Raw genomic sequence first — 10,204 nt, forward strand, 5'->3', positions numbered from 1 at the left:
GCCGTCATGCCCGGCCCCGGGTCCGGTGGTGTCGCGTCAGACGCGGCTCCACCGCTGGTTGGCGCCGCCGTTGCAGGACCAGAGCACCAGCTTGGTGCCGTTGGCGGTGGCGTTGTTCGGCACGTCGAGGCACCGGCCGGACTGCACTCCGGTGATGGTGCCGTCGGCGTTGAAGCGCCATTGCTGGTTGGCCTGCCCGTTGCAGTCCCAGATGATCACCTGGGTGCCGTTGGCGGTGCCCTGGTTGTAGGCGTCCAGGCACTTGTTGCCGTACACCCGGAGCTCACCGCTCGCGGTGGGCGTCCACTGCTGGTTGGCCTGGCCGTTGCAGTCCCAGATCTGCGCCTGAGCGCCGTTGGTCGGCGAGGCGCCCGTGACGTCCAGGCACCGGCCCGAGCCGGCGCCTCTGATCGCGACCCCGGGGACGATGCCCCCTCCGGTGACGGTGTACATGGCCGCCCCGTGTCCGGGCACCGACGCGCTGATGGTCCCGGTGGAGGAGGACGTCGTGTGCGCCCACAGGTCGCGCACCGAGTAGGAGGACGCCGAGCCCAGGCCGAGGGCCGCGGCGGTGGTGGAGACGGTCGAGGTGGAGGTGCCCCGGTTGAGCAGGACGACCGCGACCGAGCCGTTCGACATCGGCTTGCGCCAGACCTCCAGGTTGCCGTTGTCGCTGATCTTGTGGCCCTGCCGGCCGCCCCAGTCCTGGTTGACCGCGATGACCTCGGTGTTCGTCAGGATGGTGCGGGTCTCGGCGCTCATCGACCGCAGGTCGTTGCCCGCGATGAGCGGCGCGTTCAGCAGGGACCACAGGCTGAAGTGCGCCCGTCCCTCGGTCGCCGTGAGCGAGCCGACGCCGACCTCCAGCATGTCGGGGTCGTTCCAGCCTCCGGGCCCCGAGTACGCCTCGAGCCCGACCTGCTGGTCCAGGATCCCCATGATGGAGTTCCAGTTCGAGGCGATGTCACCCGTCGTGCGCCAGGAGTTGCCCACCGGCATCCCCCAGGTCCACACGTTCTCCTGGCCCCAGTTGCACAGGCTGTAGACGATCGGGCGGCCGGTGGCGGCCAGCGCGTCGCGCATGGCGGTGTAGCGCTGCTGCCCGGTCCTGCCCTGGTGGTCGCCGCAGTTGTCGTACTTCAGGTAGTCGATCCCCCAGGACGCCCACAGCGCGGCGTCGCGCTGCTCGTAGCCCAGGCTGGCCGGGTAGCCCGCGCACGTGGTCGTGCCCGCCGAGGAGTAGATGCCGAGCTTGAGCCCCTTGCCGTGGACGTAGTCCGCCAGCGCCTTCATGCCGCTGGGGAACTTCTGCGGGTCGGGCACCAGGTTGCCGCCGGCGTCACGGCTCTTCGTGGACCAGCAGTCGTCGATGTTGACGTACTGGTAGCCGGCCGCGGCCATGCCGCTGGAGACCATGATGTCCGCGGTCTGCCGGATGAGGCTCTCGTTGACGTTGCAGAAGAAGGAGTTCCAGTCGTTCCAGCCCATCTGCGGGGTGCGGGCGAGCCCGTTGTCCAGGGCGAGGGCGGGCGACGTGCCGCCGCCGACCGCGACCAGCGAACCGGCGGCCAGTAATACCGCCAGGAGCCATCTCATGACCTTACGCATCCGATTGCCTCCCTTCATGAGGTGAACTGCCACCAGTTCACGTTGAAGAGGTAGCCGCTGCCGCCGGCGTACCTGAAGTACAGGTCATGGGTGCCTGTCGCGCCGTTCACCGGGCAGGTGACCGTCGTCCACGTCTGCCAGCCGCCGGTGCCGGGCACGGTGCACGTCCCCACGAGGGTGCCGTTGGCCCCGTCCAGCCGCAGCTCGATCCGGCCGCCGCTGGACGCCGAGGCCACCCGCGCGCTGAAGGACCTCGCGCCGGAGCCGAAGGCGACGCCCTTGACCTTGACGTAGTCGCCGTTCTCGATCCAGCCGATGTTCATGCCGCCCTCGCCGGCGGGTTCGGTCTCCACGCCGGACTCCCAGGCGATCGTCTCGGCCTCCTGGCGGACGAAGGGGTTCAACGTGCCGACCTGGGGCGCTCCGGTCGTGGTCATGTTGATCGTCGGGATGGTCCCGTCGGCGTTGTAGGCGAACTTCTCGACGGCGACCGAACGGGTGTAGCCGCCACCGCCCGGCAGTGCGCCGTTGTGGTAGAAGAAGTAGGAACCGCCGTTGAAGTCGATGACGCCGGGATGGTTGGTGAAACTGCTGCCCTGGGTGGGCATGACCGTCCCCCGGTAGGTCCAGGGACCGGTGGGGCCGGGGGCCGTCGAGTAGCCGATGAACTCCGAGCAGCATTTCGCGGCGAAGACGTTGTAGTAGAGGCCGTTGCGCTTGTAGACCCAGGGGCCCTCCTCGTACAGGGTGGGCCGGCTCGCGTTGCCGGTGCGGGTGCCGAAGCCGGCCGTGGTGAGCGGGATCTGGGTGGGGCTGCCTGAGTACGAGATCATGTCGGCGTTGAGCCTGACGTACCAGAGGTTGGGGTTGCCCCAGTACAGGTATGCCTGGCCGTTGTCGTCGATGAAGACCGTGGGGTCGATCTCGCCGTTCCTGACGAGGGGGCGGCCGATGGCGTCCCTGAAGGGGCCGGTGGGGCTGTCGGAGACCCCGACGCCGATGGCCATCTGACCGCTCGCCCGGTCCTTCACCGGGACGTACCAGTAGAACTTGCCGTTCCTCTCGACGGCCTGGCCGGCCCACGCGTCCGCGCTCGCCCAGCTGAAGGTGGCCACGCTCATCGGCGAGCCGTGGTCGGTCCAGTTGACCAGGTCCGCGGACGACCAGACCCGCCACTCCTTCATCGTGAAGTACGTCGAGCCGTCCTCGTCATGTCCGGTGTAGAGGTAGACCCGGCCGTTGTGCACGAGCGGAGCGGGATCCGCCGTGTAGATCGTCTGGACGATCGGGTTGTCCGCCCTGGCGGTGCCGGGGATCGTCACCACGACGCAGAGCAGCGCCATGATCACGAGCGCGGCGCGCCCGGGTAAGACGCGGAACCGAAGTTTCATGATCACCTTCTGTTGGGGGGAGGGGTGTCAGCTGCGGGTCCAGCGCTGGTTGGCGCCGCCGTGGCAGGTGTAGAGCTGGATCCGGGTGCCGTTGGCGGTGCCCTGGCCCACGGCGTCCAGGCACAGCCCGGACTGCGCGCCGGTGATGGTGCCGTCGGCGTTCAGGCGCCACGACTGGTTGGCGCCGCCGTGGCAGGAGTAGATCTGGATGGCGGCGCCGTTGCCGGAGCCGGCCGCGTCGAGGCATTTGTTGCCGTAGACCCTGAGCTCGCCGGCCGAGGTGACGGCCCACCGCTGGTTGGCCTGCCCGTTGCAGTCCCACAGTTGCACCTGCGTGCCGTCGGCGGTGGCGGCGCCGGGCACGTCCAGGCACCGCCCGGAGCCGACTCCCTTGAGCTGTCCGGTCCCCTCACCGGGGGTGGGGGTCGTCGTCGAGGAGCCGGCGTCCAGGCCGAAGAAGCGGATGGCGTACGCGGCCATCCCCGCTCGCGGCAGGTCGTGGCCGGCTCCCGTGATGGTGTACGCCTCGACCTGGCCCGAGCCGTACACCCGCCGGGTCCAGCCGGACTGCGGGCTGTCGGTGGAGGCCGGGGTCTGGCTCAGCCCGTGCACGTTCGTCCACTGGTCGACCTCCTCCTGCAACATCGTGTACGACAGCACGGAGTCGGCGGTGCCGTGCCAGGCCATCACGCGCGGCCGGGGCCCGGTGTAGCCGGGGTAGGCGTTCCTCACCAGGTCGCCCCACTGCTGCGGCGTCTTGTCGCCGCACCCGGCGGGACCGAGGCAGCCGTAGGGAACGCCCGCGTACGGCGCGCCGGCCTTGAACACGTCCGGGTAGGTGGCGAGCAGGTTGAGCGTCTCCATCGCGCCGGAGGAGAACCCGGTGGCGAACACCCGCTGCGGGTCGCCGTTGTAGCGCTGCAGCACGTGGTTGACCATGGAGACGATCGACACCGGGTCACTGCCGCCGCCGTGCCGCAGCGCCTCGTTCGACCACACGTCGAAACAGTTCGACATGCCGTTGGCGCTCTTGTTGGCCTGCGGGTAGATGACGACGAAGCCGTACCTGTCGGCCAGCGAGGCGAACTCGGTCCCCTGATGGAAGCCCGGCGCCCAGCCGTTGCAGCCGTGCATCGCGACCAGGACGCCCGGCCGGGCCGCCACCCGGTCGGGGACGTAGAGGTACATCCGCAGGCCGCCGGGGTTGGTCCCGAAGCCCGTCACCTCGGTCAGGGCCGCGGCCGACGCCTGCGGCGTGACCGTGAGGAACCCGGACAGCGCGGTGACCACCGCTGTGACCAGAACCGCCAGTGCGGCTCCGATGCCCGCACGTCTTCTCGTACGCTTCATCGGTTCGCCTTTCCTCTGTTAGCGCTAACAATCTGCTGGAGGTGGTGGCAGGACGGAGCAAATACGGGGCAGAAAGGTACTGTCAAGAGCGCCTTAGCTTACGGCCGGGTGGAAATGGCCGCGGGTGGAGGCGCTCACCTCGGATTTCTGAGTCCTGCCGCGGTGCCGCGGCGCGGGCCTTGCCGTGAAACTTTCGGTTTTCGTCAGCCCACGCGTGCCAGTTGCCATTGTTGATTGGTGCCGCTCCAGTCGTCGTACTGGACGATGTTGGCGCCGTCGGCGGTGGAGGCGCCCTGGACTTCGAGTGCTTTGCCGCTGTGGCGGGAGATGAGCCTGATGTAGCCGTCGGGGCTGTCGGCGAGTCGCCATTGCTGGTTGGCGCCGTTGGTGTCGCTCCATTGGACGATGGCGCCGCCGTTGGCGGTGGACCAGTTGGAGACGTCGAGGACCTTGCCGGAGTGGCGGGACTTGAGCCGGTAGTAGCCGCCGCCTGAGTCGACGAACTGCCACTGCTGCTGGTTCTGGTTGTTGCGGGTCCATTGGGTGATGCGTCCGCCGTCGGCGGTGGACTGGTTGTAGACGTCCAGGGCCTTGCCGCTGTTGCGGTTGACCAGGACGTACCAGGCGCTGGTGTCGACCACGCCCCCAGGGGTCTGGGTCACGCCGGTCACGAAGGTCGTCACGCTGCGGGCGGGCAGCGTGGCGGTGAAGGAGCCGTTCGACACGCCGGCCGCGCCCTGGGGCGCGACGTTCCTGCTCGCGTCGGTCACCCAGGACGACACGCTGGACGCGGTGCCGCCGGCCAGGGTGAACTGCTGGCTCACGGCGGAGGTCGCCTTGTTGATGACGACGACGGCGACCGTGCCGTCACCGCCCTGGTAGGCCGAGACGTAGACGTTCGACACCGGGTTCGCCGTCGCCCCGATCCGCACGTATCCCGGGCGGACGAACCTGGCGAAGTGCGCCATGTTGGCGCCGCGCTTGCTGAGCTGCCCGTCCTCCCGCATGGGGCCGTAGCTGCGCCGGATGTACCACCAGATGTAGGCCTGGAACTCGGCGTCCACCATGGCGTGGTGGATGTGCTCCCCCACGTCCAGCGCCTGGGGCCAGAGGTCCGCCGAGTCGCTGCTGTTGGGGTAGTAGACCTCGGTCATCCAGAGTTCCTTGCCCGCGCCCTTCTGCTGGAAGAGCGGGTAGGGGAAGTTCGCGTACGGCGTGCCGTAGAGGTGGGCTCCGATGATGTCCACGTTGGCGAGCGCCGTTGCGTCGTTGAGTATCGGGTCCGACATGTTCTTCAGGTACTGGAAGGACTCGGGCGCGATGACCCTGGTGCTGATCGAGCCGGCGTTCTCGCGCAGGAAGCGCACCATCTCGGTGGGGGTCCACCAGGTCCAGTCCTGCGCGTAGTCGGGCTCGTTCTGCACGGATATGCCGTATAAGTTCACCCCGTTGTTCCGCATGTACGTGGTGAAGTCGTTCAGGTGCTGGGCGTAGGCGCCGTACGAGCCGTACTTGAGGCGTCTGGCGTTGGTCTGGCTGCCGCGTACGAAGGTCTCGACCATGCCGGCCGGCGGGTTCCACGGCGAGGCGATCACGGTCGCCCCGAGCTCGACCGCGCGCCTCGCCGTCGCCAGGTCGCGGCTCCAGTCGGCCTGGTTCTCGGGGACGGGGATCCTCAGCACCGAGAACCCCAGCCGCCCTTCGCCGGCGCCGAACGCCGTGTCCCGCTGAGCCGCCGTCAGGTCGCCGATCCAGGCCGCGTGGGCCATGCCGCCGAAGCCCCGGATCGTCTGCCGGCGCGCCGACGGGTCGATGACCACCGGCGCGGCGGCCGACGCGGGCCGCGCCGTGGCCGCGAGGACCGGCAGTGCTCCCATGGTCGTCAGGACGGCTCTCCGGCTCAGCGATCGGCGGTCTCCGCGCGCAGGCTCTGTCATGGCTCCTCCTGGTGGCTTCAGTCCCGCAGGAACGTAAAGCCCTGACTCCGGCCCGTCAACCATTCGGCGGAGAAACTTAACGAGCGCGGATGCCGCAACTTAACGAGTGCCACCCGGCGAATTCCATGAAACTTTCATAAGGACGAGCACCCCTCGCCGGAGGCGAAACTCCAGGAGGGAAGGCGGGGTGACGGTAAAACCCCCGCTCGGCGGGAGACGCCGCTCGTTGACGGCGGGCCGCCCGTCGGATGTACTCCGCGACGAAGCCCCGTTCATGTTAGCGCTAACACGGAGCGCCCGATGAAGCACAGACCTCTGTCCGTCCTGGCGACAGTGGCCGCCTTACTGGCGAGCCTGCTCATCGCCCCGCTGACCCAGCCCGCCAACGCCGCCACCGTGGACACCAACGCCTGGTACGTCCTGGTCAACCGCAACAGCGGCAAGGCCCTGGACGTCTACAACCTGTCCACCGCGGACGGCGGACGCATCACCCAGTGGACCCGCAACAACCAGAACCAGCAGCAGTGGCAGTTCGTCGACTCCGGCGGCGGCTACTACCGCGTCAAGTCCCGCCACTCCGGCAAGGTCCTCGACGTCTCCAACTGGTCCACCGCCAACGGCGGCGCCATCGTCCAATGGAGCGACACCAACGGCGCCAACCAGCAATGGCGGCTCGCCGACAGCCCCGACGGCTACATCAGGCTGATCTCCCGCCACAGCGGCAAAGCCCTCGAAGTGCAGGGCGCCTCCACCGCCGACGGCGCCAACATCGTCCAGTACGACGACTGGGGCGGCACCAACCAGCAATGGCAGCTCGTCCCGGTCAGCGGCAACGGCAACGGCAACGGCAGCTACACCAACCCGGTCGTCTGGCAGGACTTCGCCGACGGCGACATCATCCGGGTCGGCGACGCCTACTACTACTCGGCCTCGACGATGCACTATTCGCCGGGCGCGCCGATCCTGCGCTCCTACAACCTGGTCGACTGGGAGTACGCGGGCCACTCGGTCCCGCGGCTCGACTTCGGCTCCAGCGCCTACGACCTCAACGGCGGCCGGGCGTACGTGAAGGGCATCTGGGCCTCCACCCTGAACTACCGGCCCAGCAACAGCACCTACTACTGGATCGGCTGCATCGAGTTCAACCGCACCTACGTCTACACCGCCTCCGCCGTGGACGGCACGTGGACCAAACGCTCGCAGATCAACAACTGCTACTACGACGCCGGCCTGCTGGTCGACACCGACGACACCATGTACGTCGCCTACGGCAACGGCACCATCAGCGTCGCCCAGCTCTCGGCCGACGGGCTCAGCCAGGTCCGCTCCCAGCAGGTGTTCCAGACCCCGAGCAACGTCGGCACCCTGGAGGGCTCCCGCTTCTACAAGCGGAACGGCTACTACTACATCTGGCTGACCCGCCCCGCCAACGGCCAGTACGTCCTCCGCTCCACCTCGCCGTGGGGCCCGTACGAGATGCGCCAGGTCCTGTTGGACATGCCCGGCCCCATCTCCGGCGGCGGCGTCCCCCACCAGGGCGGCCTCGTCCAGACGCAGAACGGCGACTGGTACTACATGGCGTTCGTCGACGCCTACCCCGGCGGCCGGATGCCGGCGCTCGCGCCGATCACCTGGTCCGGCGACTGGCCGACCGTGCAGACTGTCAACGGCGGCTGGGGATCCACCTACCCGAAGCCGAACATCCAGACCAGCCGCACCGTCTCGTCCATGATCGGGCCCGACACCTTCACCTCGGGCACCCTCGGCCACCGCTGGGAGTGGAACCACAACCCCGACACCACCCGCTTCTCCACGGGCAACGGCCTGCGCCTGCAGACCGCGACCGTCACGGGCGACCTCTACAACGCCAGGAACACGCTGACCCACCGCATCCAGGGCCCCTCGTCCACGGCGACGATCGAGCTCGACTACTCGCAGATGAGCAACGGCGACCGCGCCGGGCTGGCCATGCTGCGCGACCAGTCGGCCTGGATCGGGGTCAAACGCGACAACGGCGTCAACCGGGTCGTGATGACCAACGGGCTGACCATGAACGGTTCGTGGCAGACCACCGGCACCGGCACGGAGGCGGCGAGCGCGGCCGTCTCGGGCGGCCGGATCTGGTTGCGCGCCACCGCCGACATCCGGCCGGGGTCCGGCAGGCAGGCCCGCTTCTCCTACAGCACCGACGGCAGCACGTTCACGAGCCTCGGGCCGGCCTTCACGTTGAACAACGCCTGGCAGTTCTTCATGGGCTACCGCTTCGGCATCTTCAACTACGCCACCCAGGCGCTCGGCGGCGCGGTGACCGTACGCCGCTTCGATCTCACCACTCCCTGACGCGGGCATAGGCTCTCCTTCGTGATCGCCGTCCGCCCCTTCCGGTCCGGCGACGAGATCCCTCTCGTCGCCGCCTGGAACCGCAGCATGCCCGCCGACCCGACGACGTCCCGCTGGTTCGGTGAGCGTGTGCTGCTCGACCCCAACTTCGACCCCGAGGGCCTGCGCGTGGCGGTGGACGGCGACGACGTGGTGGGCTGCGCGTACGCCGTCCGCCGCCTGATCCCGCCGGCGCCCGGCACCGGACTGGAGCCGGACGCCGGCTGGATCCCGTTTTTCTTCGTCGTCCCTGAGCACCGCGGCGGCGGCCTGGGGCGGCGGCTGGTGGGCGAGGCGGTGGCGTTCCTGGAGGGCCTCGGCCGCACGAAGGTCGACTTCTCGTCGTACACCCCCAACTACGTGCTGCCGGGCGTGGACGCCGAGCTCTATCCCGGCGCACACCGGCTGCTGGGCGAGCTCGGCTTCCGTACGCTCCACTCTCCGGTCGCCATGGACCGCACCCTCGTCGGCTACCAGGCCCCGCCCGAGGTGCACGGGCTGCTGCGCGAGCGGGAGCGCGAGGGATACGTCTTCCGCAGCCCCACCATGGGCGAGCTGCCCGAGCTGATCCGTTTCGCGGCGGATGCCTTCAATCCCGACTGGGGCGAGGCCATCCGGCAGCATCGCGACCCCGAACGGGTCGTCATCGCGAAAAAAGACCACATAGAGGGCTTCGCCCTGTACGCGGCCTACCGCGGCACCCCCGAGCGCTTCGGCCCCTTCGGTGTCGCCCCCACCCGGCGCGGCACCGGCCTCGGCAAGATCCTCCTCCACCTCACCATGACCAGGATGCGCGCCGAAGGGCTGCACTCGTCGTGGTTCCTGTGGACCGGCGAGGACAGCCCGGCCGGCCACCTCTACACCAAGGCGGGCTACGAGGTCACCCGGCAGTTCCACGTGATGAGACGATCCGCGTGACCCCCGTGCCCGTCGGCGAACAATTAGGGCATTCGCCGCATCCAACGTGACATGATCACGCTCCTGGTGGCGGATCAGCGACAAGACGACCGCTCCCCTGACGCTCAACCCCTGCGGGCGTGAACACGTCTCACCGGCGAACCGCTCGGCCGTGCGCACCGTCGTCCACGGCACCAGCGCCTTAGCACTCCAGCGAGCAGCTCGTCATCAACCGGAGCGCCGGCGCCGCCCGGACCGCCCTGCGCACCCTCCTCGCCGACGCCCGCCGGCGCCGGACCCCGCCGCACGGAAAGCCGTACAGCTGGGCCGGCGACCAGGACACCTTCGGCCACTCCCGCGCCCACGCCGTCAGGACGCTGCGCAAGACCGCCGCCCGCATGGCGGCCAAGGTGTGCGTGCTGCCCTCGGTCTGCGCCTGAGCCCGCTCAGGCCCGGTTGCCGCAGCCTTTTTCAAGCAAGATCAAGCAGGTTCCAAGTCAGCGGCAAGCCACTCCATTGATGCTGTTCTGCGGAGGATAATGATCTTTTGCGGATAGAGCAGACGACCCCAAGGAACAGACACGCGCCGCGGACGCATGCGCCGACCACGCGACGGTGAGCCGCCCGCGCGACCTGGCGTGC

The 10,204-nt window shown here is 68.9% G+C and carries 6 protein-coding genes; 2 read left to right on the forward strand and 4 right to left on the reverse strand.

Annotation, left to right across the window (positions count from 1 at the left end; all coding sequences use genetic code 11):
* Positions 1-36: 36 nt before the first annotated feature.
* The 4 genes from BMW85_RS05170 to xynC form a co-directional block, all read right to left on the reverse strand.
* Positions 37-1,596, reverse strand: coding sequence for a lectin (locus tag BMW85_RS05170; protein WP_245774633.1), 1,560 nt, complete (start codon positions 1,594-1,596; stop codon positions 37-39).
* A 26-nt stretch (positions 1,597-1,622) separates the two neighbouring features.
* Entirely contained in the window at positions 1,623-2,999 is a 1,377-nt protein-coding gene (locus BMW85_RS05175; protein ID WP_245774634.1) for a glycoside hydrolase family 43 protein, read from the reverse strand.
* A 27-nt stretch (positions 3,000-3,026) separates the two neighbouring features.
* Complete coding sequence (locus BMW85_RS05180) at positions 3,027-4,349, reverse strand: extracellular catalytic domain type 1 short-chain-length polyhydroxyalkanoate depolymerase (protein ID WP_091077582.1); 1,323 nt, start codon at positions 4,347-4,349, stop codon at positions 3,027-3,029.
* Positions 4,350-4,552: 203 nt separating this feature from the next.
* Positions 4,553-6,226 (reverse strand): glucuronoarabinoxylan endo-1,4-beta-xylanase XynC, encoded by a 1,674-nt coding sequence (gene xynC, locus BMW85_RS05185; RefSeq protein WP_281249547.1) that lies wholly within the window; start codon positions 6,224-6,226, stop codon positions 4,553-4,555.
* A 360-nt stretch (positions 6,227-6,586) separates the two neighbouring features.
* Between xynC and BMW85_RS05190 the strand changes: the two genes are divergently transcribed.
* Together BMW85_RS05190 and BMW85_RS05195 are read left to right on the forward strand one after the other, a co-directional pair.
* Positions 6,587-8,626 carry a family 43 glycosylhydrolase gene (locus tag BMW85_RS05190; RefSeq protein ID WP_091077586.1) on the forward strand — a complete coding sequence of 680 codons (2,040 nt, stop codon included), beginning with the start codon at positions 6,587-6,589 and terminating at the stop codon, positions 8,624-8,626.
* 21 nt (positions 8,627-8,647) lie between these two features.
* Positions 8,648-9,583, forward strand: coding sequence for a GNAT family N-acetyltransferase (locus BMW85_RS05195; protein WP_218155669.1), 936 nt, complete (start codon positions 8,648-8,650; stop codon positions 9,581-9,583).
* Positions 9,584-10,204 lie beyond the last annotated feature (621 nt).

Origin of the sequence: Nonomuraea wenchangensis (assembly GCF_900111685.1) — a bacterium.
GTDB classification, from domain to species: Bacteria; Actinomycetota; Actinomycetes; order Streptosporangiales; family Streptosporangiaceae; genus Nonomuraea; species Nonomuraea wenchangensis.